This is a genomic window from Mesorhizobium sp. BE184 (genome assembly GCF_031457045.1).
Lineage (GTDB): Bacteria > Pseudomonadota > Alphaproteobacteria > Rhizobiales > Rhizobiaceae > Mesorhizobium.
The window spans coordinates 1,039,910-1,064,369 of record NZ_JAVDVU010000001.1 but is presented as its reverse complement, the minus strand read 5'-3'; the positions used below and the strand labels follow the sequence as shown (position 1 = coordinate 1,064,369).

Annotated in this window: 21 protein-coding genes; 11 read left to right on the top strand and 10 right to left on the bottom strand. The window is 61.9% G+C overall.

Annotated features, from left to right (window positions below; genetic code table 11):
* Positions 1-207: 207 nt before the first annotated feature.
* Both J2X35_RS05160 and rpmG read left to right on the top strand, forming a co-directional pair.
* Entirely contained in the window at positions 208-2,067 is a 1,860-nt protein-coding gene (locus J2X35_RS05160; RefSeq protein WP_405023196.1) for an LTA synthase family protein, read from the top strand.
* 180 nt (positions 2,068-2,247) lie between these two features.
* A complete protein-coding gene (rpmG, locus tag J2X35_RS05155) occupies positions 2,248-2,415 on the top strand; it encodes a 50S ribosomal protein L33 (protein WP_006201775.1) in 168 nt (55 codons plus the stop codon).
* A gap of 414 nt (positions 2,416-2,829) precedes the next feature.
* On the opposite strand, the gene J2X35_RS05150 is transcribed toward rpmG, so the two are convergent.
* Together J2X35_RS05150 and J2X35_RS05145 are read right to left on the bottom strand one after the other, a co-directional pair.
* A complete protein-coding gene (locus tag J2X35_RS05150) occupies positions 2,830-4,203 on the bottom strand; it encodes a PleD family two-component system response regulator (RefSeq protein ID WP_056109439.1) in 1,374 nt (457 codons plus the stop codon).
* Between the two features lie 34 nt (positions 4,204-4,237).
* The gene (locus J2X35_RS05145; RefSeq protein WP_010909712.1) at positions 4,238-4,609 is read right to left on the bottom strand and encodes a response regulator; all 372 of its coding nucleotides are present in this window, start codon (positions 4,607-4,609) and stop codon (positions 4,238-4,240) included.
* Between the two features lie 236 nt (positions 4,610-4,845).
* On the opposite strand from J2X35_RS05145, the gene J2X35_RS05140 reads away from it, so the two are divergent.
* From J2X35_RS05140 to J2X35_RS05120, 5 genes are all read left to right on the top strand, one after another.
* Positions 4,846-5,145 carry a DUF3572 domain-containing protein gene (locus J2X35_RS05140; RefSeq protein WP_310182016.1) on the top strand — a complete coding sequence of 100 codons (300 nt, stop codon included), beginning with the start codon at positions 4,846-4,848 and terminating at the stop codon, positions 5,143-5,145.
* Positions 5,142-5,795 carry a hypothetical protein gene (locus tag J2X35_RS05135; protein WP_310182013.1) on the top strand — a complete coding sequence of 218 codons (654 nt, stop codon included), beginning with the start codon at positions 5,142-5,144 and terminating at the stop codon, positions 5,793-5,795. The genes J2X35_RS05140 and J2X35_RS05135 overlap by 4 nt, the downstream gene beginning before the upstream one ends.
* A gap of 64 nt (positions 5,796-5,859) precedes the next feature.
* Complete coding sequence (locus J2X35_RS05130) at positions 5,860-7,176, top strand: DNA polymerase IV (protein WP_310182011.1); 1,317 nt, start codon at positions 5,860-5,862, stop codon at positions 7,174-7,176.
* A 123-nt stretch (positions 7,177-7,299) separates the two neighbouring features.
* Positions 7,300-7,467: a Thivi_2564 family membrane protein gene (locus J2X35_RS05125; protein ID WP_156459775.1), complete on the top strand. Its 168-nt coding sequence runs from the start codon at positions 7,300-7,302 to the stop codon at positions 7,465-7,467.
* An 89-nt stretch (positions 7,468-7,556) separates the two neighbouring features.
* Entirely contained in the window at positions 7,557-8,438 is an 882-nt protein-coding gene (locus J2X35_RS05120) for a DMT family transporter (protein WP_056109430.1), read from the top strand.
* 19 nt (positions 8,439-8,457) lie between these two features.
* Here the strand turns inward: J2X35_RS05120 and J2X35_RS05115 are convergent, their stop codons facing one another.
* The 3 genes from J2X35_RS05115 to J2X35_RS05105 form a co-directional block, all read right to left on the bottom strand.
* On the bottom strand, positions 8,458-9,261 hold the full coding sequence (locus tag J2X35_RS05115) for an ion channel (protein ID WP_310182005.1): 804 nt from the start codon (positions 9,259-9,261) through the stop codon (positions 8,458-8,460).
* Between the two features lie 103 nt (positions 9,262-9,364).
* A complete protein-coding gene (dnaE, locus tag J2X35_RS05110) occupies positions 9,365-12,862 on the bottom strand; it encodes a DNA polymerase III subunit alpha (RefSeq protein WP_310183740.1) in 3,498 nt (1,165 codons plus the stop codon).
* Between the two features lie 130 nt (positions 12,863-12,992).
* Complete coding sequence (locus J2X35_RS05105) at positions 12,993-15,005, bottom strand: acetyl/propionyl/methylcrotonyl-CoA carboxylase subunit alpha (protein ID WP_310182004.1); 2,013 nt, start codon at positions 15,003-15,005, stop codon at positions 12,993-12,995.
* Positions 15,006-15,198: 193 nt separating this feature from the next.
* Here J2X35_RS05105 and J2X35_RS05100 point away from each other — a divergent pair, with 193 nt between their 5' ends.
* The 3 genes from J2X35_RS05100 to rnd all read left to right on the top strand — a co-directional run bounded on the left by J2X35_RS05100 (position 15,199) and on the right by rnd (position 18,047).
* On the top strand, positions 15,199-15,636 hold the full coding sequence (locus J2X35_RS05100; RefSeq protein WP_310182001.1) for a hypothetical protein: 438 nt from the start codon (positions 15,199-15,201) through the stop codon (positions 15,634-15,636).
* Positions 15,637-15,667: 31 nt separating this feature from the next.
* Positions 15,668-16,795, top strand: coding sequence for an S-(hydroxymethyl)glutathione dehydrogenase/class III alcohol dehydrogenase (locus J2X35_RS05095; RefSeq protein ID WP_310181998.1), 1,128 nt, complete (start codon positions 15,668-15,670; stop codon positions 16,793-16,795).
* A 94-nt stretch (positions 16,796-16,889) separates the two neighbouring features.
* The gene (gene rnd / locus J2X35_RS05090; RefSeq protein WP_056109419.1) at positions 16,890-18,047 is read left to right on the top strand and encodes a ribonuclease D; all 1,158 of its coding nucleotides are present in this window, start codon (positions 16,890-16,892) and stop codon (positions 18,045-18,047) included.
* Positions 18,048-18,065: 18 nt separating this feature from the next.
* On the opposite strand, the gene J2X35_RS05085 is transcribed toward rnd, so the two are convergent.
* From J2X35_RS05085 to guaB, 3 genes are read right to left on the bottom strand one after another with little or no spacing between them, the layout of a single operon-like run.
* Positions 18,066-18,485, bottom strand: coding sequence for an MAPEG family protein (locus J2X35_RS05085; protein WP_310181996.1), 420 nt, complete (start codon positions 18,483-18,485; stop codon positions 18,066-18,068).
* 24 nt (positions 18,486-18,509) lie between these two features.
* Positions 18,510-19,160, bottom strand: a complete 651-nt coding sequence (locus J2X35_RS05080) for a hypothetical protein (protein WP_310181994.1) — start codon at positions 19,158-19,160, stop codon at positions 18,510-18,512.
* Positions 19,084-20,586 carry an IMP dehydrogenase gene (gene guaB, locus J2X35_RS05075; protein WP_056109413.1) on the bottom strand — a complete coding sequence of 501 codons (1,503 nt, stop codon included), beginning with the start codon at positions 20,584-20,586 and terminating at the stop codon, positions 19,084-19,086. Before guaB ends, J2X35_RS05080 begins: the two co-directional genes overlap by 77 nt.
* 308 nt (positions 20,587-20,894) lie before the next feature.
* On the opposite strand from guaB, the gene J2X35_RS05070 reads away from it, so the two are divergent.
* Complete coding sequence (locus J2X35_RS05070; RefSeq protein WP_310181993.1) at positions 20,895-22,310, top strand: MFS transporter; 1,416 nt, start codon at positions 20,895-20,897, stop codon at positions 22,308-22,310.
* Here J2X35_RS05070 and J2X35_RS05065 read toward each other — a convergent pair.
* Both J2X35_RS05065 and J2X35_RS05060 read right to left on the bottom strand, forming a co-directional pair.
* Positions 22,307-23,020, bottom strand: a complete 714-nt coding sequence (locus J2X35_RS05065; RefSeq protein ID WP_056109408.1) for an RlmE family RNA methyltransferase — start codon at positions 23,018-23,020, stop codon at positions 22,307-22,309. The two genes, J2X35_RS05070 and J2X35_RS05065, sit on opposite strands and share 4 nt — an antisense overlap.
* Positions 23,017-24,411 (bottom strand): Ppx/GppA phosphatase family protein, encoded by a 1,395-nt coding sequence (locus J2X35_RS05060; protein WP_310181990.1) that lies wholly within the window; start codon positions 24,409-24,411, stop codon positions 23,017-23,019. Before J2X35_RS05060 ends, J2X35_RS05065 begins: the two co-directional genes overlap by 4 nt.
* Between the last annotated feature and the right edge of the window lie 49 nt (positions 24,412-24,460).

Sequence of the window (24,460 nt, the reverse complement as noted above, 5' to 3'; positions counted from 1 at the left end):
GGCCTCGCGGGGTTTTTCCGGATCACACTCGGTTAAAACCGAACACGATTTGTTTGCCAGCTCTTCTCAATTCCGCCGCAACCTTTAGGTCTGGGTGACGGTTTAGTGACAATTGCATGACGTTCGCGGTCGGGGTTCAAAGTGACAGCTAGTGTGACAGGCCAGGCGGTCGCGGCGGCGGCATCTGGTGATTTCAAATCGCAAATTGTGGCTCAGAACCGTGCTTTTTGGCCGGCCCTGCGTTGCGTCTTGGTGTCCTTGCTGGCGTCGGCTGCGCTAGTTTTTTCCGTCGAACTGATTTTCCGGGGCGATTTCCTGGCCACCGTCGAGTTTTTCCTGCAACCGTTCAAGCCGGGCTGGACCACGGTTATCCTGTTTGCGCTGATCCTGGTTGCGCTCGACGCCGTGCTCGGCCGACGGCATCTCAGCCTGCTCGTGGTAGCGCCGCTTATCTTGGCGCTTGCTTTCATTGGTCACCAGAAATCGCTTTATCTGGGCGATCCGCTCTACCCGACCGATTTTCTCTACGCACGGCAGATCGTCGAACTGATGCCGCTGCTGTTGCGCGACAGGCCGTTTGCCGGTGTCGCGATGGCGGTTGGAATTATCGCCGGGCTGGCGTTGCTGATCTATGCCTGGCGTACATGGCGCCGCCGCGCCCCGGCGATTCCCTACACGGGCCGTCTGGCGCGGCTGATCATCAGCGTGCCGCTGCTGGCTTTCTTCGTGTCGATCATGGACTACGCGACCTTCTCCTGGAGCCGCGATCGGCTGCAGATCATCCCGATGATGTGGGACCAGAAGGAAAACTACAATTCGAACGGCTTTGCCCTCGCGTTCGCGCTGAACGTGCCGATGGCGCATGTCTCGGCGCCTGCCGGCTATTCGGAGAAGGCAATTGCCGCGATCGCCAAGCCTGATGCCGCGATTTCGATGCCGCCGCAAAAGCCGGACATCATCGTGGTGATGAGCGAATCTTTCTGGGATCCGAGCCGGCTGCCTAACGTGAAGATCACGCCTGACCCGATCCCGACGGTGCGCGGGCTGCAGTCAGGTCATATGTTTTCGCCTGAATTCGGGGGCATGACCGCTAATATCGAATTCGAGGCGTTGACCGGCTTTTCCAATGCTTTCCTGCCGGCCGGCAGCATCCCCTACCAGCAATATGTGCGGGCGCCGATTCCGTCCGTCGCCACCTTCCTGAAAAGCGAAGGCTATGCGACGCGCGCCATCCACCCCGGTACGAACTGGTTCTGGAATCGCAGCCCGGTCTACAAGGATTTCGGCTTCGACGACTTCAAGTCGGAAGAGAACCTTCCGAACATGCAAAAGCGCGGTCCGCTGGCTTCGGATGCCTCGATGACCGAGGAGATCATCAAGGAGGCCGACGCCACCGACGACCCGTTCTTCTTCTTCGCCGTCAGTCTGCAGAACCACGGGCCTTACGAGCCGCATCGCTATCCGGATCCGACTCACAAGGTGCAGGCTTCGACCAGCCAATGGGCGCAGGATTCGCTGCTGAGCTTCACCGAAGGCGCCTCGGATGCCGACAAGGGTCTTCAGAAGCTGATCGAATGGGCGAACAAGCGCGAGCGGCCGACCGTCATCGCCTTCTTCGGCGACCACCTGCCGCCGCTAGGACCCGTCTATGTTGAAACCGGCTTCCTCAAGGAGCCCGTCGCGCCGCGCAAGGAATCGCCGGACCAGATGCTGCTGCATCACCAGACGCCGCTGGTCGTGTGGTCGAACAAGACCGGTCCAGTGAAAGACATGGGCGCCGTCAGCCCGGCGTTCCTGCCATACCACATCCTCAAGACAGCTGGCATTACGCATCCCTATTACACGGGCTTCCTTGGTGAAATGCGCAAGCAGTACAGCGTCGTCGATCGCAACCTGCTGCTGTCGGCGAATGGCGACGCGACGCCGGACTGGGCGCGCGCGAAGGATATCGACCCGGAAATCCGCGACTTCCGCTTCATCCAGTACGACATGATGTTCGGCAAGCGCAAAGCGGCGTCCGATTTCTTCCCTGAAACCGTCGAAAAGCCGAACGGGCATACGACATGAGCGGCGTCCAGCTTCACGCAGACGGGTGGTAAGTTACCGCTTCGATCTGTCGTTGCCCGCAACTTGGGCCGAGGCTTGACTTTCCGGGCGCTTTCTTTATGTGTCCCGCCAAGTTTTCCGCGTCCGGAACATTCCGAGGCACTTGCGGCTCTAACTCCAAGACATCAACGGACGATCACCATGGCCAAAGCCGCAAACATCAAGATCAAGCTTCTTTCGACCGCCGATACCGGCTTCTTCTACGTGACGAGCAAGAACAGCCGCACCAAGACCGACAAGCTGTCGTTCCGCAAGTACGACCCGGTCGCCAAGAAGCACGTCGAATTCAAGGAAACCAAGATCAAGTAATCCGGGTTTCCTACGGACGAAAAAAAGCCGCCCTTTCGGGCGGCTTTTTTGTTTCTCAGGTTGAAAAAACTCTAGGCCAGCTGGGGTTATCCGCTGATCTTCTTGTGCGGCATTAAACAAAGGGGGCCGGTCGGCAATCTGGCAGCGGTACGAGGAGGCCACTATACGCCAGCGCCGGCCGGCCGACCCCACGGACCCAGGAGATGCGGCGGACCTGAGCATCATGGGGTATTCCTGGATGCTGTGGCCATCCCCCCGCGCCAACGCCATCCCGTTGCCCGCACATTTGCGCAAGAGGTGATCGAAATCAATAGTTTCTTAACCAACGCTCGCGAATCGCTTGGATTAAGGTAAATTCGTAACCATGCCATCTTGACGGCACGACAGGCCCGGATCCGGGCGGTCGGCTGATTCCTAGGCCGCCTTGGCAACGACGCGGTTGCGACCGCCGCTCTTGGCCTCATAGAGCGCGAGGTCGGCGCGCTTCATCATCGCCTCGACCGAATCCAGCCCTTTGAGCAGCGACGAGACGCCGACGCTGACGGTCACCGCGATGGTCTTGCCGTCGTGGCCGATGGCGAATTGCTCCTTGGCGATCTCGGCCCGGATGCGCTCAGCCACCTTTTCCGCCACATGACCTTCGGTATCCGGCATCACGACGACGAACTCCTCGCCGCCGAACCGGCAGGCCAGATCGATGCCGCGCACATTCTTGCGCAGGCGACGGGCGAATTCGCGCAGCACATCATCGCCGCCGTCATGTCCGTGCGTGTCGTTGACCGACTTGAAGCGGTCGATGTCGGTGATCATGACCGACAGCGGACGCCGGCGCGCCACGGCCCGCTCGAACAACGTCTGGAGATGGCTGTCGAGGTAACGGCGGTTGTGCAGGCCGGTCAGCCCGTCGGTCACCGCCATCTCGATCGTCTGCGTGACGCTGGCGCGCAGCTGGTCGTTGTAGCGCTTGCGGCGGACCTGGGTGCGCAGCCGCGCCGTCAACTCGTGCGGATCGATGGGGCGCGTCAGATAATCATTGATGCCCAATTCCAGCCCGCGGATGATCCGTTCCTCCTCCCCCTCGTCCGCCAGCAGAATGATCGGCAGGAAACGCGTGCGGTCGAGGGAGCGCAGCTGGGAACACAGACGCAACGGATCGAAATCGGCAAAGCCGGTCGAGATCAGTACGCATTCATAGGCATTTTCCGCTGCCTGGAAGAAGCCGGCATGCGGATCGGTCGCGACGTCGATCTCGGCGGTTGGCCCAAGAATCTTGCGGATGCGCTCGAAGGACGATTTCCGTTCGTCGATGAGCAGCACCTTCGGCGTGGTCTCCTCGGCGTTGAAGGTGCGGCTGAGCAACTCCTCGATGCCGATGTTACGGGTGGTCGAGGCGCGCAGCCGCAATTCGTCCGTCAATGTCTTCAAGCGCACGAGGCTCTTCACCCGCGTCATCAACTGCAAGTCGTTGACCGGCTTGGTGAGAAAATCATCGGCGCCGGCCTCAAGACCGCGCACCCTGTCCGAAACCTGATCCAGCGCGGTGACCATGACTACGGGAATATGCGCGGTCGCCGGATCGCGCTTCAGGCGCCGGCAGACCTCGAACCCGTCCATGTCCGGCATCATGACGTCGAGCAGCACGACATCGACCTTGCCGTTCTCGCAGGTCTCTATGGCGTCGGGGCCATTCGAGGCGGTCAGGACCTCGAAATATTCGGCCAGCAGGCGAACCTCCAGGAGCCGCACATTGGCCGGCACGTCGTCTACGACAAGTATCCGCGCGGTCATCGATTACTGCTCCAGGTGGTCTGAACGGGCCACGTCATGCATCGCCCAGATAGGATTTTATGGTTTCGATGAAGCGCGGCACGGAGATGGGCTTCGAAATGTAGGCCTCGCAGCCGCCCTGGCGGATACGTTCCTCATCGCCCTTCATGGCGAAGGCGGTGACGGCGATGACGGGAATGACGTGGAGATCGTCATCCTCCTTCAGCCATTTCGTTACCTCCAGCCCCGAGACTTCGGGAAGCTGGATATCCATGAGGATGAGATCGGGCCTGTGCTTGCGCGCCAGGTCCAGCGCCTCCAGCCCGTTGCGGGTGCGCACGGTCTCGTAGCCGCTCGCCTCGATGAGGTCGCGAAAGAGCTTCATGTTGAGCTCGTTGTCTTCGACGATCATCACTTTCTTAGGCATCAAATCCCCAATCCGGCATCCTTCCTGAAAAGGAGCCGCTATGCGTTCACGACCGCAAACGCACCTTACCCGTATTCAGGCTACAACAAGAACATTGATGAAAGGCAAATCCGCCGCAGCAAAAGCCATTCAGTTTTTACGTGCGGCAATCAGGCAAAGCCTGCGACTTGTCCCCGGCGACTTCACCAGCTACTTCGGAGCGCGAGACTCTCACAGCGCACGAAGCAAAGGTAACGATGAAAGATCAAGCGTCAATGCGCGAGGAGGCCGAAGCGATAGCCGTTCGCGCGCTGGGCTTCATCGCCGCCGATCCCGAACTGCTGCCGCGCTTCCTGGCGATTACCGGCATCAACGCGAATTCCATCCGCCGCGCCGCGCGCGAACCGGGTTTCATGGCCGGCGTGCTGCAATTCATCCTGGCGCACGAACCGACCCTGATGCGATTCGCGGAAGAAACCGGCACGCCGCCCGAGGCCGTCGGCAAGGCATTCAAGGCCTTGCCACTCGGCGACGACAATCATGAGCGATCCATATGAGCGAAGATCCCGAAACGCTGCGCCAGATCGAGGAACTGGCCGACGACGACCGCCCCTTGCTGGTGCTCGACGTCGATGACGTGGTGCTCGAGTTCAGCCGGCCGTTCCCGAAGTTTCTCGATCAACGCGGCTTCGATGTCAGCATGCGGTCGCTGCGCCTGACCGGCAATATCGCGGAAAGGGCAAGCGGCAGGGTTATCGAACAGCCTGAAGTGACCGCCCTGCTCGCCGAATTCTTCGACGGACAGGCGGAGTGGCAGAGCGTCACCGACGGCGCGGCGGAGGCGCTTGCAGAGTTCCATGGCCGCGCCGAAATCGTGCTGTTGACGATGATGCCGCACAAGCATCGCGCCATCCGCCGCGACCATCTGGCTGCGCTCGGCCTTCATTATCCGGTGCTGACCACGGATATGGCCAAGGGCCCGGCGATCGCCCGTTTGCGTGGCCAGACACAAAGGCCGGTCGCTTTCGTCGATGATCAGCCCAGCAACCTTTTGTCGGCACGGGAAACGCTTCCCGACATCCATCTCTTTCACCTGATGAGCGACAATGCGCTGCGGCACCTGTTGCCGCAGCTGCCGGACGACATCGTCATGGTCGAGGACTGGCGCGAGGCCGGCCCGAAGATCGCGGCAGCCCTCGGCCTCTAGACTCCGTCGCCTTGGCCGGTTCAGGGTGCTATGAGATTCCCGTTGCTCCGCTCGAGTTCCAGCGATGGCGTATACCGTCAACGATCCCGAACATGGATTCTGCCGTGACTGCCTGACGCTGCAAAGCGGCGCCGCCCAGCGCTGCGAGCGCTGCGGCAGTCCGCGATTGTCGCGCCACGCCGAGCTTTACCGCCTGCATCTCGCTCATATCGATTGCGACGCCTTCTATGCCGCGGTGGAAAAGCGCGACAACCCTGCCCTGAAGGACAAGCCGGTCATTATCGGTGGTGGCAAGCGCGGCGTCGTCTCGACGGCCTGCTACATCGCCCGTATCCAGGGCGTCCGTTCGGCCATGCCGATGTTCAAGGCGCTTGCCGCCTGCCCTGAAGCCATCGTCATCAAGCCGGACATGGAAAAATACGTGCGGGTCGGCCGCGAGGTGCGGGCAATGATGCAGGCGCTGACGCCGCTGGTCGAGCCGATTTCCATCGATGAAGCCTTCCTCGATCTTTCCGGCACCGAGAGGCTGCATGGCCTGCCACCGGCGCTTGTGCTGGCGCGCTTTGCGCAGAGCGTCGAAAAGGACATCGGCATCACCGTCTCCGCCGGCCTTTCCTACTGCAAGTTCCTCGCCAAGGTCGCCTCCGATTTCCGCAAGCCGCGCGGGTTCTCGATCATCGGCGAGGCGGAAGCCGTCTCCTTCCTCGCCGAGCAGCCGGTGACGCTCATCTGGGGGGTCGGCAAGGCTTTCGAATCGACGCTTCAGCGCGACGGCATCCGCACCATTGGCCAATTGCAAAAGATGGAACATGGCGACCTGCTGCGGCGCTATGGCGTGATGGGCGACAGGCTCTACCGGCTGGCGCGGGGCGAGGACGACCGCCGCGTTCACCCAGATCATGACGCAAAAAGCGTTTCGGCGGAAACCACTTTCGACACCGACCTGGCGACGCTGCCGGACCTGGTGCCTGTGTTGCGGGCGTTATCCGAAAAGGTGTCCGCAAGGCTGAAGAAGGCGGGAATCGCCGGGCGCACCGTAGTGCTGAAACTGAAAACCCAGGACTTCAAGACCCGGACCCGAAACCGCCAGCTCGGCGATCCGACTCGGCTGGCCGACCGCATCTTCTCCACAGGATTGGAACTCCTGCGGCGGGAGACCGATGGGACCCGGTTTCGCCTGCTTGGCATCGGTGTCAGCGACCTTTCCGATGATGGAAAAGCCGACCCGCCCGATCTTGTCGATGTGCAGTCTCGCAAGCGCGCCATGGCCGAAGGCGCGATCGATACGCTACGCGACAAGTTCGGCCGCAAGGCGGTCGAGACCGGCTACACGTTCGGCAAGGGACGCAACGCGCACCCACCCGAACCGTTGGACGATTGAGCCGTCGGTGTTTCCCCAGGAGCTGTCCACAACAAGTTGGCCGCCCTGCACGTCTGCGGTGGAACCACCAACGGGATCAGCGCGTTATGCGCCTTGTTTGTTACTTTTCATTTGTGAGGGAAAATGGCTTCTTCTGCACTTATCAGCATCCTGATCACCTTCCTGGTGATCATCCTCGTGCTCTGGCTCGTCCAGCGCCTGCCGCTCGACGGTCGGATGAAACAGATCGCCCAGATCGTCGTCATCATCATCGGCATCATCTCGCTGCTGAAATACCTGGCCGTATTTTAGGATCATCTAAATAACAGGTCAGAGCTGGCCCATGCGAAAGCGTTAGCCTAGCGGTTGCGGGCGATGCCGTGGCTTGCGACATAGCGGCCATGGCATCCGAACCTTCTGTCCCAAAAGCCGCTTTCTGGATGGTGCTTTCGATAGCATCCTTCCTGGCGATGTCGATCGCCGGGAGGGAAACCACGAGCGTGCTCGGCGTTTTCCAGGTGCTTGAGATGCGTTCGGTGATCGGCTGGTTCATCCTGCTGCCGCTGGTGATGACCAATGGCGGTTTTTCCGCCATGCGATCCGAGCGTCTGGGCGTGCATGTCGCCCGCAACGTCGTACACTATGTCGGCCAGGGTGCGTGGCTCTACGCACTGACCTTGATCCCGCTGGCAGTACTGATTTCCATCGAATTCACCACGCCGATCTGGACAGCCCTGCTCGCCGTCGCCTTCTTGGGCGAGAAGCTGAGCCGCAACCGTATCATCTCGATCGTGCTTGGCCTTGTCGGCGTGATCGTCATCGTGCGTCCTGCGACCGATTCGGTCGATCCGGGGCATCTGATCGTTCTTGGCGCCGCCGTGTGCTTCGGCATTTCGGTGGCTATGGTCAAATCCTTGACCCGCACCGAAAGCGTCGTGCGCATCATCTTCTGGATGCTGGTCGTTCAGTCCGTGCTCGGACTGGGTCCTGCGCTGATGGAATGGCGCAATCCGCCGCTCGAACTGTGGCCATGGATCATCGTCATCGCCTTCACCGGCATGTCATCGCATTTCTGCATGGCGCGGGCGCTTTCGCATGCCGACGCCATGGTGATTTCGCCGATGGATTTCCTGCGGGTGCCGCTTTCGGCGCTGATCGGCTGGTTGCTCTACCAGGAACAGATCGACATTTTCACCGCCGGCGGCGCGGCGCTGATCCTGGCCGGCAATCTCCTCAACATCCAGCGGCGCGCGCCGAAGCCGGCAGAGGTCGCCGCGAGCTGACATCGCGGCCTTGTTCCCGTCAGTTTCCCTCGTCGGGTATATTCAGGATATGTCCGCAGGCCTTGCAATGCACCGCATCCGGTTCGTGGCGGGACAGGCCGCATTGCGGGCAAGGGAAGTAGACCTTGGCCGGCCGGAAGATCGCCTGCGCCAGCCGCACGAACAGTGAGATGCCGATTATCATGGTGACGATGGCTGTGAGCTTTCCCGCCATGCCCGGTAGCACGATGTCGCCGAAACCGGTCGTCGTGACGGTCGCAACGGTGAAGTAGAGCGCATCGACATACCCGGCGAGCCCTGCCCCGTCGCGGAAGAAGAAGGTGTAGACGAAACCGGTAACGACCAGCAGGAAGGTCAGCAGGTTGATGACCGCATGGCTGGCGTCGCGCCATTCGCGCAGATGCGGATCGCGGAAATGACGCCACAATCCGCCGCTGCGCGACAGCGACCACAGCCGCAGGATGCGCAGGAAGCCGAGATTGGCGAGAGCGGTAGGAAACAGCAGCGTCAGCAGGATGAAAATGTCGACCCAGGTTGTCGGCTGCCTGAACTGGCGCAGGACGTCGTTGGACGCGAGAAGGCGGGCGCCGATATCGGCTGCGACCAGCGCCGCCACGGCATAATCCAGCCACAGGAAGGCACGGGTCTCCTGCAGCACCGGCGTCGCGACGAAAAAGCCGATGATGGCGAGGTCCACAAGCACGGCGGCGATCTGGAAGCGGAAGGCCGCGGGTGTTGTGCCGTGATAAAGCCGCCGCAGCGTATCGCGCAGCCGCCCGAACGCGGAGGCGTCCTGTTCGATGTCCTTGTCTTCAGAGGTCATGCCAATGCCGATAGCGCCGGAAGTGCGAAAGGTCCAGCACGCAGAGAACGGCGACAGGGCGGCCTTTCAGTGCATGTCGGGCCGATTTGTCCAGCCCCAGCACCTAGACCAGTTCCACTTCCACGACGCCCGGGATGGCGCGCATGGCCGAGGCGACCTGCGGGGAAATCCTGTAGCGCTCCGGCAGTGCGATCTCGACCTCGCCCTGCGCCTCGCCCTTGAGCAGCACGAAGCTCACCTGGCCCTCGCCCCTGACGCCGAGCTGGCTGGCCAGAGTGTTTAGCGGAGCGGCGTCGCGCACGAAAATGCGGAGCGATTTCTGCACCCGGCTCGCCTCGTCTTCCAGAGACTGCACCTTGTTGATGCGCAGATTGACGCCTTCAGGCCGGTCTTCGGCACCGACCTCGATCACCACCGATTTGCCGGGTTCCAGCAGGTCGCGGTATTGCGCCAGCGTCTCTGAAAACAGCACTGCCTCATACTGGCCGCTGGTGTCCGAAAAGGTGATGACGCCCATCTTGTTGCCGGTGCGCGTCTTGCGCTCCTGCTTGGAGGTGACCGTGCCGGCTAGCCGTCCGGCAGTGGCGCCGCGCTTCACCGCCGCCGAAAAATCCCCCCAGTTCTGGACGCGCATCTTCTCAAGCGCCGCCTTGTATTCATCCAGCGGGTGCGCCGAGAGGTAGAAGCCGACGACCTGAAACTCGCGGTGCAGCCGGTCGGCGGCCAGCCATGGATCGACGGGAGGCAGGCGAATGGCTTCCGGTTTCGCCGCGGCGCCACCGGCGCCGAAAATGTCGATCTGGTCGCTGGTAGCGCTGGCCTGGGCGAAAGCCGCGGCATTCATGATGGCCTCGACACCGGCCATCATGGAGGCGCGGTCCCGGCCGAAACAATCCAGCGCGCCGGCCATGATCAAGCTTTCGAACACGCGCTTGCCGACGATGCGCGGATCGACCCGCTGGACGAAATCATCCAGGCTGGTGAACTGGCGTTCCTTGCGCCGCTCGACGATATGTTCGACGGCGGCATCGCCGATGCCCTTGATGGCGGCAAGGGCGTAGAAGATCTTGTTCTCGCCGACTTCGAAATCGCGGAAGCTGCTCCTCACCGACGGGGCGACGACCTCGATGCCAAGCCGCATGGCGTCCTGGCGGAAATCGGCGAGCTTGTCGGTGTTCGACATGTCCAGCGTCATCGAGGCAGCCAGGAATTCGACCGGATAATGCGCCTTGAGATAGGCTGTCTGGTAGGACACGACCGCATAGGCGGCGGCATGCGACTTGTTGAAGCCGTAATCGGCGAACTTGGCCAGCAGATCGAAAATGAAATCCGCCTGCGGTTTGCCAACGCCACGTTCGACCGCGCCGGTGACGAAGCGCTCACGCTGCTTGTCCATTTCGGCGCGGATTTTCTTGCCCATGGCGCGGCGCAGCAGATCGGCTTCGCCGAGCGAATAGCCCGACAGCTCCTGCGCGATCTGCATGACCTGTTCCTGATAGACGATGACGCCTTGCGTCTCCTTCACCAGATGGTCGATCTTGGGATGGATCGAGGTCATCTCCTCTTCGCCGTGCTTGCGGGCGTTGTAGGTCGGGATGTTCTCCATCGGACCGGGGCGATAGAGCGCCACCAGCGCGATGATGTCCTCGATGCGGTCCGGCTTCATGCCGATCAGCGCCTTGCGCATGCCCGCACTTTCTACCTGGAACACGCCGACCACCTCGCCGCGCGACAGCATGGCGTAGGTCTCAGGGTCGTCGAGGGGAATATCGGCTAGGTCGATGTCGATGCTACGCCGGCGGATGAGCTTCACCGCCGTTTCAAGCACCGTCAGCGTCTTGAGGCCGAGGAAATCGAACTTTACCAGGCCGGCGTCCTCGACCTTTTTCATGTTGAACTGCGTCACCGGCATGTCCGAACGCGGATCGCGGTACATCGGCACCAGTTCGGACAGCGGCCGGTCGCCAATGACGATGCCGGCGGCGTGGGTCGAGGCGTGCCGGTAGAGCCCTTCCAGCTTCTGCGCAATGTCGAGCAACGTCTGGACGATGGGCTCCTTCTCGGCCTCCTCGGCGAAGCGTGGCTCGGCGGCGATGGCATCCGCCAGCTTGACCGGGTTGGCCGGGTTCTGCGGCACCATCTTGCACAGGCGATCGACCTGGCCGTACGGCATCTGCAGCACGCGCCCGACATCGCGCAGTACCGCCCGCGCCTGCAGCGTTCCAAACGTGATGATCTGGCCGACTTGGTCGCGGCCATATTTGGCCTGGACATAGCGGATGACCTCTTCGCGCCGGTCCTGGCAGAAATCGATGTCGAAGTCGGGCATCGAGACGCGGTCAGGATTGAGGAAGCGCTCGAACAGCAGCGAGAAGCGCAGCGGGTCGATGTCGGTGATGGTGGTGGCGTAGGCGACAAGCGATCCAGCGCCCGAACCGCGGCCGGGACCGACGGGAATGCCTTGCGCCTTCGCCCATTTGATGAAGTCGGCAACGATGAGGAAGTAGCCCGGATACTTCATCCGCTCGATGATGCCGAGTTCGTAGTCCAGCCTCTTTTGATAGTCTTCGACCGTATGTCCCGGCGTCGGGCCATGCGCCGCAAGCCGCGCCTCCAGGCCTTCGCGCGCCTGCCGCGCCAGTTCCTCCGCTTCCGCCTTCACGCCCGTTTCGGCATCGGCGATATCGCCGCCCGTGAAGCGCGGCAGGATCGGATTCCGATTCTTCGGATAGTAGGAACAGCGCAAGGCGATCTCGACGGTGTTGTCGATCGCTTCCGGCAAATCCGCGAACAGCCTGGCCATTTCGGCCTGGCTTTTCAGGTGATTGTCTGGCGAAAGCCGCCGCCTGTTGTCCGAAGCGACGACCGCGCCTTCGGCGATGGCGATCAGGGCGTCATGGGCCTCATAGTCGTCGCGCGCCGGAAAGAACGCCTCGTTGGTCGCAACCAGCGGCAGTTCGTGGCGGTAGGCAAGGTCGATGGCCGCCTGCTCGACGCGGCGGTCGTAGCCCGAGACGCGCTCCAGTTCCACATAGAGGCGGTCGCCGAACATCGCCTTGAGGATCAACAGCCGCGTTTCGGCGAGATCGCGATGGTCCTGCTTGAGCGCCGTGCCGATCGGCCCCCGCGGGCCGCCGGTCAGACAGATGAGGCCATCGGTATTTTTTTCCAGCATCCCGGTGCTGAGATGGATGGCCTCGCCCGGCGGCGTGTCGAGATAGACGCGGCTCACCAACCTGACGAGATTGGCATAACCCGCCTCGGTCGCAGCGAGAATGACCACCGGATGCATGTCCGCGCCCTGCCGGCGGCGGTCGCGCTGGCCCTCGTTCGATTCGCCCGAGAACACCAGGTCGACCTGGCAGCCGATGATCGGCTGAATGCCGTCCTTGACCGCCTTTTGCGCGAATTCCAACGCGCCGAAAAGGTTGTTGGTGTCGGTGACGGCGATTGCGGGGGTTTCATCCTTGATGGCGTGGCCGACGATCTTTCCCAGTGGCAACGCGCCTTCCAGCAGCGAATAGGCGGAGTGGACGCGCAGATGCACGAAGGCGCGGTCGGGCCGTTCGGGACGCGCCGCGCGCATCGCCGCCTCACGCATCAGCGGGTCGCGTGGAAGTCTGTCATCCGCCATGGGGTATCGTGCTGTTCAAGGGACTCAATTCGATGATGACGCATTGTCCCGGACCACGCCTGGCAAGTCCAGCGCGGTTGCGATCACATCGCCCCATTCAGGCGAATTCCATGATGACGGCATCGACGGCAAGGCTGTCACCGGGCTTGGCGTTCAATTTGGACACCGTCAGGTCGCGTTCGGCGCGCAGCACGTTCTCCATCTTCATCGCCTCGACGACGGCAAGCGTTTCGCCGGCCTTGACCTCCTGCCCTTCCGTGACGGCGATCGACATGACGAGGCCGGGCATCGGGCAAAGCAGCATCCTGGAGGTGTCCGGCGGCAGCTTGACGGGCATCAGCCGGTCGAGTTCAGCGATGCGCGGCGACATGGTGCGCGCCATCGCCGACAGGCCTTTCCAAGCGAGCCGGACCCCGTTGGGGGCCGGTCTGACCTGCACCGAAACCGGCGTTCCGCCGACCACGCCGACCCAGACCGGATCGCCCGGCCGCCAATCGGACACGACGGTGACGGGCTTCGCGCTGCCGATCGCCAGATCTGCTTCGAACGGCACGCCGATCATGCCTTCGGTCATCGTCACATCGATATAGTCGTCGCCCAGCCGCACCACCCATTCGGCCTTGATTGCGCCTGAATGCGGCGCCAGCCGACCGGACAGGCGGTCGAGCCGGTCGCGGCGCAGAAGCTCGATCGCTACCGCCACGGCAGCCAGAACTGTCTTCTCCTCTTCCGCCGGCTCCCGCGGCGCGAATCCATCCGGATATTCCTCGGCGATGAAGCCGGTGGAAAGCCGCCCTTCCCGCCATCGCGGATGTTGCATGAGCGCGGCGAGGAACGGGATGTTGTGCTCGATGCCCTCGACGACGAAATTGTCCAGCGCCTCCGACATGGCATCTATCGCCTCCGGGCGCGTCGGCGCCCAGGTGCAGAGCTTGGCAATCATCGGATCGTAGTAGGTCGAGATTTCCGATCCCTCGGTCACACCGGTATCGTTACGGACCGTCACGTTTCCGAATGTGCTCTCCTCCGGCGGCCGATAACGGGTCAGCCGTCCGATGGACGGCAGGAAATTCCGGTACGGGTCCTCGGCGTAGAGGCGGCTCTCCACCGCCCAGCCTTTCAGTTTTACGTCGGATTGCTTGATCTCAAGCTTCTCGCCGGCGGCGATGCGGATCATCTGTTCGACCAGATCGACCCCGGTGATCAGTTCGGTCACCGGGTGCTCGACCTGCAATCGGGTATTCATTTCAAGAAAGTAGAAGTTTTTCGCCTTGTCGACGATGAACTCCACGGTGCCGGCGCTCTGGTAATCGACGGCTTTCGCCAGCGCCACCGCCTGCTCGCCCATCGCCGCCCGCGTCTTCTCATCCAGGAAAGGCGAAGGAGCCTCCTCGACGACCTTCTGGTTGCGCCGCTGGATCGAACATTCGCGCTCGCCGAGATAGATGGCGTTGCCGTGGGCATCGCCCAGCACCTGGATCTCGATGTGGCGCGGCTCGACGACGAATTTCTCAATGAAGACGCGGTCGTCGCCGAAGGAGCTTTTCGCTTCCGATCGGGCGCGGTCGAAGCCGTCCCGCACCTCGGCCTCAGACCACGCAATGCGCATACCCTTTCCGCCGCCGCCGGCGGAGGCCTTGATCATCACCGGATAGCCGATCTCGCCGGCAATCTTTTCGGCATGGTCGGCGTCCTCTATGACCCCGAGATAGCCCGGCACGGTGCTCACTTGTGCGGCGTTGGCGAACTTCTTCGATTCGATCTTGTCGCCCATCGCCTCGATGGCCTTCGGCTTGGGGCCGATGAAGACGATGCCCTGCTCTTCCAGCGCGGCGCAGAAAGAGGCGCGCTCGGACAGGAAGCCGTAACCGGGATGGACGGCTTCGGCGCCGGTCTGCCTGCAGGCCTCGATGATCTTTTCCGCCATGAGATAGCTTTGCGCCGCCGGCGACGGGCCGATATGCACTGCCTCGTCCGCCATTTCGACATGAACCGCGTCACGGTCCGCGTCGGAATACACGGCCACCGTCGCGATGCCCATGCGTTTTGCGGTCTTGATGACGCGGCAAGCAATTTCACCGCGATTGGCGATCAGGATTTTCTTGAACATCGAGACGTCGTTCCTCCGGCGTGCATACCTTTCTATGGAGTTAGGCGGCCCTGCTCAAGCGTCATGCTGGCGTCGAACACCTCACACATTCGGCCGATCTCTGGAATCTGGAAAAGACACTGTGGCTTCAGCTTGTCGATGAAGCTAATGTTTGATCGCTATGCTTTAAACGCCGTTCAGAACGGAACGACACATGGTTTGGGCCAAAAGGCTCTCGCTGAACATTATAGCTCTTGCTCTAGCGGCCGGCATAGGTGCCGTCGCAACCACTCAGGTTATCCATGTGTACGAAATTCAGACGGGCGCAATTCCAATCGCGCCGTTTATCCGAGGGTTCTTCGTCTCGATCCTTGTAGCAGCGGCGGCGCCTCGCACGGGATTTTGGCCAAGATTCCTGGTCTTCACTGCAATCTATCTGGTCGATTTGTTGCTATCGATCCTCGCTACCGTCGCCACCGTCTGGTTGGTTAATTCCTATTTCAACGGTGATGCGGAGGCAGCAAAGCCGTGGGTTTACAGTGGTGCCGTCATTCCGTTCGTTACCGGCATTGCAGGTTTCTGTCTTCTTCGCCGGTATCGCAGAGGCGATCTACGGAACGATTGGAATGATCGTGAAATTCTCGACGTTTGAGTTTGATTTATGAGCAGGAGAAGCATCTGCAATGAAAACCCGCGCCGCCGTCGCCGTTGGAGCCGGAAAACCACTCGAAATCGTGGAGGTCGATCTCGAAGGACCGCGTGAAGGAGAGGTGCTGGTCGAGATCAAGGCGACCGGCATCTGCCACACCGACGAATTCACCCTGTCCGGCGCCGATCCGGAGGGCATCTTCCCGGCTATTCTCGGCCATGAGGGCGCAGGCATCGTGGTCGATGTCGGCAAGGGCGTGACTTCACTCAGGAAGGGCGATCACGTCATCCCGCTCTATACGCCGGAATGCCGCCAGTGCCCGTCCTGCCTGTCGCGCAAGACCAATCTGTGCACTGCGATCCGCGCCACGCAGGGGCAAGGCGTCATGCCGGACGGCTCGTCGCGCTTCTCGATCGGCAAGGACAAGATCTTCCACTACATGGGCTGCTCGACCTTTTCCAATTTCACCGTGCTGCCGGAGATCGCGCTGGCCAAGGTCAATCCGGACGCGCCGTTCGACAAGATCTGCTACATCGGCTGCGGCGTGACGACCGGCATCGGCGCGGTCATCAACACAGCCAAGGTCGAGGTTGGCGCCACGGCGGTGGTTTTCGGGCTGGGCGGCATCGGCCTCAACGTCATACAGGGCCTGCGGCTGGCCGGCGCCGACATGATCATCGGCGTCGATCTGAACAACGACAGACGAGAATGGGGCGAGCGCTTCGGCATGACGCATTTCGTCAATCCGAAGGAGGTCGAGGGCGACATCGTGCCCTATCTCATCAATTTGACCAAGCGCGGCGCCGACCAGATCGGCGGCGCCGATTATACGTTCGACTGTACCGGAAACGTGAAGGTGATGCGACAAGCCCTTGAATCGTCTCATCGCGGCTGGGGCAAATCCGTTGTCATCGGTGTTGCCGGAGCCGGGCAGGAAATCACCACAAGGCCGTTCCAGCTGGTCACCGGCCGCACATGGATGGGAACGGCTTTCGGCGGCGCGCGCGGCCGCACCGACGTGCCCAAGATCGTCGACTGGTACATGGAAGGAAAGATCGAGATCGATCCGATGATCACCCATACGCTGAAGCTGGAAGAGATCAATCGCGGGTTCGACCTCATGCACGAAGGCAAGTCGATCCGAAGCGTTGTGGTCTACTAAAATTGCCAAGTGGGGCACTCAAGCCGCTGCTTGACTTGACGAAAGCGCCATCGACTGAAATGGAAAGAGAACTTCCTGGCAAAAAAGCGATTTGATGCACGTCATTACCACTCAGGACGAGCTTGAAACAGCCGTCACCGCACTCGAAAAGTCGAAATTCGTCACCGTCGACACAGAGTTTATCCGCGAAACGACATTCTGGCCGGTGCTGTGTCTCATCCAGTTGGCCGCGCCCGGTGTCACCGCGCTGATAGACCCGCTGGCGCCCGGGATCGACCTCAAGCCGTTCTTCAAGCTGATGGCCAACGAGGCCGTCACCAAGGTTTTCCACGCCGCTCGCCAGGACATCGAAATCGTCGTCCATCTCGGCGACCTCGTCCCGCATCCGGTGTTCGACACGCAGGTGGCAGCGATGGTGTGCGGCTTCGGCGACAGCGTTTCCTACGATCAATTGGTGCAGAAGGTCACCGGCGAGCGACTCGACAAGTCGTCGCGTTTCACCGACTGGCGGCATCGGCCCCTGTCCGACAAGCAGCTCGACTATGCGCTTGCCGACGTCACCCACCTGATCGACGTCTACCAGTATCTCAGCGCCGAGCTGGAGCGCGAAGATCGCGCGCATTGGCTCAACGAGGAAATGGAGGTCCTGACCTCCCGGGCGACCTACGATCCACATCCCGAAGACGCCTGGAAACGCCTGAAGATGCGGCTGCGCAAACCGCAGGAACTGGCGGTGGTGCAGGCTGTCGCCGCATGGCGGGAGCGCGAGGCGCGCGAACGCGATGTGCCGCGCGGCCGGGTGCTCAAGGACGACGCCATCTATGAGATCGCCCAGCAGGCGCCGCGCGACGTGACGGCGCTCGGCCGGCTGCGGACGACACCAAAGGGCTGGGAGCGGTCTGCGACGGCCAGCGCCCTGCTCGGCATCATCAATTCCGCTCTCGATCTGCCGAAAGAGGAGATGCCGAAGCTTCCGAAAAACTTCCAGCCACCGGAAGGCACCAGCGCCGCGGCGGAATTGCTGAAGGTGCTGCTGCGCATCGTGGCCGAACAGGAAGGCGTCGCCACGAAAGTCCTCGCCTCCAGCGACGATATCGACCGAATCGCGGGTGAAGGCGACGCTGCCGAAGTCCCTGCCCTGCAAGGCTGGCGCCGTACCGTGTTTGGTGAGAAGGCGCTTCGTCTGGTGCGCGGCGAAATCGGCATCAAGTTCGAAAAGCGCAAGATCGCAGTGTTCGACATCGAGGCCTGACGGCGGCGCGGTCGGTCTTCAGACGATGCCCAGGATATGCAGCGCAAGCCATATCCAACCCAGGCCGAGGACAAGGAAGCCAAGGGCAAAAGACCCGCTGCGCAGCCGCAGATCGTTGCTGGTCAGATGAACCCAGGCGTGGAAATAGCGGATCGCCACGAAAATCCACGTCAGCGCCAGCGTGATGTATGACACGCCATCGGTGACATAGAGCGCCAGGCACAGCGCATAAAGCAGCACCGGCAGTTCGAACTGGTTCATGACGTTGGCGGCGGCGGTCGCGCTGATTTCCGGTTCCTGCGAACGAACCTTGAACTGCCCGACCTTGGTCGCGCCGGTCATTACCGTTCTGCGCCTTCGCACACCCAGCACCAGATAGGCCATGTAGACGAGCAGCACATGCGCCAGCATGGGCCATAATATCGCGGTCGGGCTCATCCAAGCTCCTAGGATGCGGCGAATTTACTGCTTCTTCCGGCCTGCAAGCAGGAAAGCGGCGATCACGATCACGGGAATGACACCGAAAACGAACTTGCAGACGATCAGCGTGGAGGCAAAAGCCAGAGAATCCGGGTTCGCAGAGAGGAAATCCGACAGGAGACGCACGACGGCAATGTTCTGCGCATAGTCAAACAGCGTGTAGGGCAGAACCAGGACAAGTGCAAAAACCGCCTGCATTCGCTCGGGGACTGCAGCGAAGCGCGGCAATGCGTTTCCGCTCACCAGCAGCAGGCTCATCAGCGCCAGCGAGAAGAGCGCGGGGAACACGAGATCGAAGGTGAGATAGTGCCATACGATGATGATTTCGCTGCCGCGCCGGCCAAGGGCGGTCAGCCAAACCATCGCTTCATCCGGCGTAAAGCCGAAAAACCGCAGGTCGAGCGACGGCAAGCCACCGCTAAGCTGCTGGAAATACAGGAATTCAAGGCCCGTCATGGCCAGGAACAGGCAAGCCGTCGCAATGCAGAGGGCGGCTGCGTGCCGCTGCAAACCAAGGACAAACTCGACCATGGCGCCGGTTTCGGCGGCCAGCCGGTCAGATTGCTCCCGGGTAGTTGGGGCTTTCGCGGGTGATCGTGACGTCATGGGCGTGGCTTTCACGAAGTCCGGCATTGGATATGCGTACAAAAGTGGCACGTTCGCGGAAATCGGCAAGGTCGCGGCCACCAACATAACCCATAGCGGCTTTCAGGCCGCCCGCAAGCTGGTGCAGTACGCCGGCCACAGGTCCCTTGTAAGGCACCTGCCCCTCGATGCCTTCCGGAACAAGTTTCAGCGTGTCGCGAACCTCGGCCTGGAAATAGCGATCGGCGGACCCACGCGCCATGGCGCCCACCGAGCCCATGCCGCGATAGGCTTTGAACGACCGGCCCTGATGCAGATACACCTCGCCCGGGCTCTCATCCGTGCCGGCAAGCAGCGAACCGATCATCGCGGCGGTCGATCCGGCCGCAAGCGCTTTCGCCAGATCGCCGGAATATTTGATGCCGCCATCGGCGATGACGGAAACGCCGGATTTTTCGGCGGTCTCCACAGCCGCCATGATGGCCGACAATTGCGGGACGCCGACGCCAGCGACAATACGTGTGGTACAAATGGAGCCCGGTCCGATGCCGACCTTGACCGCGTCGGCGCCGGCATCGATCAACGCCCTGGTCGCCTCGGCTGTGGCGATATTGCCAGCCATGATGCGCACGGAGTTGGACATCTTCTTCACACGGGTGACAGCGTCGAGGACGCGTTGGGAATGACCGTGCGCGGTATCGATGACGAGAAGATCGACGCCGGCATCAATCAGCCGTTCCGCCCGCTCGAAGCCGTCATCGCCGACCGTGGTGGCGGCAGCCGCGCGCAGCCTGCCCTGGCTGTCTTTTGACGCGTGGGGATTGAGCTGCGACTTTTCGATGTCCTTGACCGTAATAAGGCCGACACAGTTACCCTGGCTGTCGACGACCAGCAGTTTCTCGATGCGATGCCGATGCAAGAGGCGCTTGGCCTCGTCCTGGTCGACCGTTTCGTTGACGGTGATGAGGTTTTCGTGAGTCATCAACTCACGAACCTTCTGGTTTGGATTGGAGGCGAAGCGGACGTCACGGTTGGTCAGGATGCCGACGAGCTTGCCGGTCTTCTGGCCGCCATTGCCGCCGTTCTCCACCACCGGAATGCCGGAAATGCTGTACGATTTCATCAGGCCGAGGGCGTCGGCCAATGTCGCTTCGGGACCGATGGTCACTGGGTTGACCACCATGCCGGATTCGAACTTCTTGACCTGGCGCACCTGTTCGGCCTGCTCGACCGGGGTGAAATTCCGGTGGATGACGCCGATGCCGCCCGCCTGCGCCATGGCGATGGCAAGCCGGGCCTCGGTGACCGTATCCATGGCGGCCGAAAGGATCGGCACGTTGAGGTCGATGTCCCTGGCGATGCGGGTGCTTATGTTGGTTTCGCCAGGCATCACTTCGGAATGGCCGGGCTGAAGCAGAACGTCGTCGAAGGTGAGCGCCATGGCGCCGGTCGACATTTCAATGATCTTGGACATGGGCCACCCCCGGAAATGCAGGAAAGGCGCTGGAACCATACGGGCAGCGCCGACTCGTCTCTTCCTCTGCAGGATTGGCGGTGGCTGGTAACACGTCCCGCCCAGGATGAAAAGTGAAGACAGCGCAGCTTTTTTCAATGCCCGCATATTCCGACCAGCGTCTACGGGCTGAACGGATCAAAGTCGTTTCGATCCGCGTTGTTCCACCATCCGAAACCGGCATGAAATCGCGCGACATCAGGCGCAAGGCATGATACCCGGCGCCAATCCCACAGCCTCCAAAGCTGCTGAATCTGACTGGATCTATCGTGAATCGCATCGTTCCGCTTATCCTCGCGGTCGCCCTCTTCATGGAGAATATGGACTCGACGATCATCGCGACGTCGCTGCCGGCGATTGCGATCGACATCCAGACCAGTCCAATCGCCCTGAAACTGGCGCTGACGGCCTATCTCGTTTCACTAGCAATCTTCATCCCGATCAGCGGCTGGATGGCCGACCGGTTCGGCGCCAAGACGATCTTCCGGCTGGCGATTGGCGTGTTTATCGTCGGTTCTGTCGCTTGCGCATTCGCCAATTCACTCGGCGCGTTCGTGATTTCACGATTCATGCAAGGGGTCGGCGGCGCGATGATGACGCCTGTCGGACGGCTGGTTCTGGTGCGCTCGACGCCAAAGAGCGATCTGGTCACCGCGATGTCCTGGCTGACGATACCGGCGCTGGTTGGTCCTCTTGTCGGACCTCCCATCGGAGGTTTCATCACCACCTATTTCAGCTGGCACTGGATCTTCCTGATCAATGTGCCCATCGGCATTCTCGGCATATTGCTTGCCAGCCGGTATCTGCCCGAAATGCCGCCAACAGAAACGCCGCCGCTCGACTACCCTGGCTTCATCCTGAGCGGACTGGCCGCCTCGGGTGTCGTTTTCGGCCTTTCCATCGTCAGTCTTCCGGCGCTTCCGCCCATCGTCGGCGGCCTCACCGTGGCGATCGGAATTGCCGCCGGGCTGATCTATCTGCTCCACGCCCGCCGCGCCCGGAACCCGTTACTGGCGCTCGACCTGTTCAAAGACCAGATGTTCCGCGCATCCGTGCTCGGAGGCGGTCTCTTCCGCATCGGCATCGGCGCGGTGCCGTTCCTGCTGCCGTTGATGTTCCAATTGGCATTCGGCCTGACCCCGTTCCAGTCAGGCATGATAACCTTCGTCAGCGCTCTTGGTGCAATCGGCATGAAGGTCGTCGCCACCTGGCTTTTCCGGGCCGTCGGGTTCCGGCGCGTGCTGATCGGTGGATCGTTGATTTCGGCGGTCACAGTGGCGGTCAACGGCCTTTTCACCCCGGCAACGCCTTACATTCTGATGATCGCCGCCATTTTCCTGGGCGGATTCATCCGGTCGATGTTCTTCACCGGCATCAATGCGCTGGCCTATGCGGATATTTCTTCCGAAGACGTCAGCAAGGCGACGCCCATCGCAGCCGTGGCCCAGCAGCTTTGCATCGCTCTGGGAGTTGCCTTTGCGGGCGGCATCCTCGAATTGCAAACCGCCTGGCATGGCGGCCCGCTGGTGCTGGGCGATTTTCACATCGCCTTCTTTGTTGTCGCTCTGGTTTCGGCGGCGGCAATGTTCTGGTTCGTGCGCCTTCCACCGGATGCCGGCGCATCTGTTTCCGGACACAAGGGCATCGGCGCCAAGACGGTCGACAGCATTTCCTCGGCCGGCTAATCCGCCGGCGGCTCGCGTCCCTTGAAATCCTTGGCAAGCAGGTAAAGCTCGACCGATTCATCGCGCGATGCCGGCGGCTTGACGTGATGCACAGAACGGAAATTGCGTTTCAACGCGTCCAGAAGGCTGCCTTCCGTGCCACCCTGGAACGTCTTGGCGAGGAAATGCCCGCCCGGCCTCAGCACCGACATGGCGAAATCGGCGGCAACCTCGCACAGATGCATGGTCCGTATATGGTCGGTCCGTCGATGGCCGGTGGTGGGTGCGGCCATATCAGACAGGACGATGTCGGGATCGCCACCGAGCGCTTCGGCAAGCTTGGCCGGGGCATCATCGTCGAGAAAATCCATCAGCAGAACGACCGCGCCAGGCACAGGATCCATCTCAAGATAGTCGATGCCGACAACATGCGGATTTTCCGCCGAGGATTTGGTCCGCGCCGCGGCGACCTGGCACCAGCCGCCTGGCGCCGCGCCAAGATCGATCACCTTCAGGCCCGGCTTGAGCAAATGGTGCCTGTCATCGATCTCGATCAGCTTGTAGGCTGCGCGCGACCGGTAGCCGTCGGCCTTCGAGCGCTGGACATAGGGGTCGTTCAAATGGCGTTCCAGCCAGCGGCGCGACGATTCCTTCAGGCCTCGCTTTTTCTTGACCTTGGTCCGCAGCACGCGGATGCCGGCAGTCCCCGGCTTCGTCGGCTTCTGCGTCATTGCCGGTCTCCACGCCACATGCCTTCGTCGGCCATCAGTTCGCTCAATATGCCCTCGCGCAATCCCCGGTCGGCAACGCGCAGCCGCTCCGACGGCCACACACCGCGAATGGCCTGCAGAATGGCGCAGCCAGCGAGGACAAGATCGGCGCGATCAGCCCCGATGCAGGGGTTGGCGACGCGCTGCTCGAAGTCCCAGCCGATCAATTTCTCGATCATCAGATCGACGCTGCCATTGTCCATCCACAAACCATCGACCCGCCGCCGGTCATAGCGCTCGAGATCGAGATGAACGCCCGCCAGCGTCGTGACGGTGCCGGAGGTGCCGAGCAGGTGGAAATCGTGGCCGGCGACAAGATGATCCAGCCGGTCGCGGCCTTCGAAATCGGCCAGGCGCGCGGCGACATCGTCGACCATCGCCTGAAAAGTCTGGCGCGAGACGGTGCGGCCGCCATAGCGCTCAGCCAGCGAAACGACGCCGACCGGCAAGGACGTCCAGGAAACGATGTGATTGGCAAGCCGCGGCGAGCGGCGTCCGCTGACATCGATCAGGGCGATTTCGGACGAGCCGCCACCAATGTCGAACAAGACCACGCCCCTGGTGCTGCGGTCCACCAGCGAACCGCAACCGGAAACCGCCAGGCGCGCCTCGGTCTGGCGGTCGATGATCTCGAGCTTCAGGCCGGCTTCGCGCTCGACCCGTTCAAGGAACTCCTGGCCATTGACGGCCGAACGGCAGGCTTCTGTGGCAATGAGGCGGGCGCGGCGGATCTTGCGGTTGCGCAGCTTGTCGCCGCAAATCTTCAGCGCTTCGACTGCCCTGTCCATGGCCGCATCGCTGAGCCGGCCGCTGGCGGAAAGCCCCTCACCCAGCCGCACGATACGTGAAAACGCATCGATGACCCGGAACTGGCCGTGACGCTGTGGGATCGCAACCAGCAGTCGGCAATTGTTGGTGCCGAGATCAAGGGCGGCGAACACCGGCAGTTCCCGGTGGAGCGGACGCAACGATGGCTGCGTTGCGGACGGGTTAGCCGAACCGGTTTGCACAGTGGCCTCGGCGTCCACTTTGATTGAGACGGCAGGCTTTACGCTGGCGTTGCCGTTGCCCGAAATCTCTCGACCCTGAATTTCAGGTCTCTGCCCGACACCGTCCCGAGCGAAAACCTTGCGGCCGCGTTTGCGCTTACGCCGTTTCCGGCCCTTGCCCTGCGGGGCATTCGGATTTGGCTGCTGCGGACCGCCGTCCCCCGGCCCGGCGCTTGCCGGCCACGCCGCCTCGACGCCCGGTGATTGCCGGCTGGCTGCTGGGACCTCGACGCTGCCTGGCGCCGCGAGCCCCCGGGACAAGGCCGCTCCCGGCGCATCGGCGCCAGCTTCGCGGTCTTCCACTGTCGTTTCCTTCCAGCACCGCGCGAGCCGGCGGACCGGACGCAGCATG

Excerpts from the sequence above, each read along its gene's own strand:
- J2X35_RS05130 (WP_310182011.1), top strand. The coding sequence starts at position 5,860 with ATGGCGTATACCGTCAACGATCCCGAACATGGATTCTGCCGTGACTGC.
- rnd (WP_056109419.1), top strand. The coding sequence starts at position 16,890 with ATGCACGTCATTACCACTCAGGACGAGCTTGAAACAGCCGTCACCGCA.
- rpmG (WP_006201775.1), top strand. The coding sequence starts at position 2,248 with ATGGCCAAAGCCGCAAACATCAAGATCAAGCTTCTTTCGACCGCCGAT.
- J2X35_RS05105 (WP_310182004.1), bottom strand. The coding sequence starts at position 15,005 with ATGTTCAAGAAAATCCTGATCGCCAATCGCGGTGAAATTGCTTGCCGC.
- J2X35_RS05100 (WP_310182001.1), top strand. The coding sequence starts at position 15,199 with ATGGTTTGGGCCAAAAGGCTCTCGCTGAACATTATAGCTCTTGCTCTA.
- dnaE (WP_310183740.1), bottom strand. The coding sequence starts at position 12,862 with ATGCGTGAGGCGGCGATGCGCGCGGCGCGTCCCGAACGGCCCGACCGC.
- J2X35_RS05080 (WP_310181994.1), bottom strand. The coding sequence starts at position 19,160 with ATGCCGGACTTCGTGAAAGCCACGCCCATGACGTCACGATCACCCGCG.
- J2X35_RS05095 (WP_310181998.1), top strand. The coding sequence starts at position 15,668 with ATGAAAACCCGCGCCGCCGTCGCCGTTGGAGCCGGAAAACCACTCGAA.
- J2X35_RS05150 (WP_056109439.1), bottom strand. The coding sequence starts at position 4,203 with ATGACCGCGCGGATACTTGTCGTAGACGACGTGCCGGCCAATGTGCGG.
- J2X35_RS05125 (WP_156459775.1), top strand. The coding sequence starts at position 7,300 with ATGGCTTCTTCTGCACTTATCAGCATCCTGATCACCTTCCTGGTGATC.
- guaB (WP_056109413.1), bottom strand. The coding sequence starts at position 20,586 with ATGTCCAAGATCATTGAAATGTCGACCGGCGCCATGGCGCTCACCTTC.
- J2X35_RS05120 (WP_056109430.1), top strand. The coding sequence starts at position 7,557 with ATGGCATCCGAACCTTCTGTCCCAAAAGCCGCTTTCTGGATGGTGCTT.
- J2X35_RS05140 (WP_310182016.1), top strand. The coding sequence starts at position 4,846 with ATGAAAGATCAAGCGTCAATGCGCGAGGAGGCCGAAGCGATAGCCGTT.
- J2X35_RS05085 (WP_310181996.1), bottom strand. The coding sequence starts at position 18,485 with ATGAGCCCGACCGCGATATTATGGCCCATGCTGGCGCATGTGCTGCTC.
- J2X35_RS05135 (WP_310182013.1), top strand. The coding sequence starts at position 5,142 with ATGAGCGAAGATCCCGAAACGCTGCGCCAGATCGAGGAACTGGCCGAC.
- J2X35_RS05115 (WP_310182005.1), bottom strand. The coding sequence starts at position 9,261 with ATGACCTCTGAAGACAAGGACATCGAACAGGACGCCTCCGCGTTCGGG.
- J2X35_RS05065 (WP_056109408.1), bottom strand. The coding sequence starts at position 23,020 with ATGACGCAGAAGCCGACGAAGCCGGGGACTGCCGGCATCCGCGTGCTG.
- J2X35_RS05145 (WP_010909712.1), bottom strand. The coding sequence starts at position 4,609 with ATGCCTAAGAAAGTGATGATCGTCGAAGACAACGAGCTCAACATGAAG.